Genomic DNA, 776 nt, shown 5'->3' with positions numbered 1-776 from the left:
CCCGCTCTGCGAAGTCTCATGACTTCGCACTTTTTTTAAATCTTCATTTAATACAGTAAATCTAATAAAAGTCTCCCGACTTTTTCCGTGAATATGATGAATTCAATGTATTTCAGATATTTTAAAAATAAACAATAATATTAATACAAATTGTATTTGTTAAAAGAGTTGGGATTCAAAACATCAACAATGGGATTGTCTGCTTTATCTATTTTGAGAAGTCCTGTATCTTTAACATAATTACTGGCACTCGAGTAAATGTATTGTGATGCTTTTTCAACAATTCCTGCACGGACAGGATTCAAATGGATATAATCTAATTTTGACCACATAAATTCGTTAGAATAAATTTCTTCTGAATGATTTCCGTATTGCCAAAATTGATAGTTTTTGTTTCTAGAATGGCTTTCGGTTGCTGATTTAAAACGTTCTAACATCCACTCTCTTCTGCTTTCAGGACTATTTTGAATTTTCTCTAAAATTGATTTCGCGGTAAACTTTTTAAAATCTCTAACTAAGGCAGATAGTTTTCCTTCCTGTGATTGTAGTATCAAATGGATATGATTACTCATAATTACATAGCCATACAATATCATGCCCTTGTTTTTGATACAGTAATCCATACTTTCAATAATAATATCCCTATACGTTTGTCTTGTAAATACATCTATCCAATCTACAACTGTGGCAGTTATAAAATGAGGCAACGTTTGATCACGAATTACGTATCCTTCTTTCATTTCATTTTTTTATAAATATACCCTATTTGTCTTATT

General features: G+C 30.5%; 1 protein-coding gene. It reads right to left on the bottom strand.

Going from position 1 to position 776, the window contains the following annotated elements; all coding sequences use genetic code 11:
• Nucleotides 1-140: 140 nt before the first annotated feature.
• Nucleotides 141-740, bottom strand: coding sequence for an REP-associated tyrosine transposase (locus tag ACZIX2_RS14220; protein ID WP_463340756.1), 600 nt, complete (start codon nt 738-740; stop codon nt 141-143).
• Nucleotides 741-776 lie beyond the last annotated feature (36 nt).

Source organism: Flavobacterium riviphilum, from assembly GCF_055231795.1.
The sequence above is the reverse complement of the archived record's forward strand: the minus strand, read 5'-3'. Positions and strand labels throughout refer to the sequence as shown.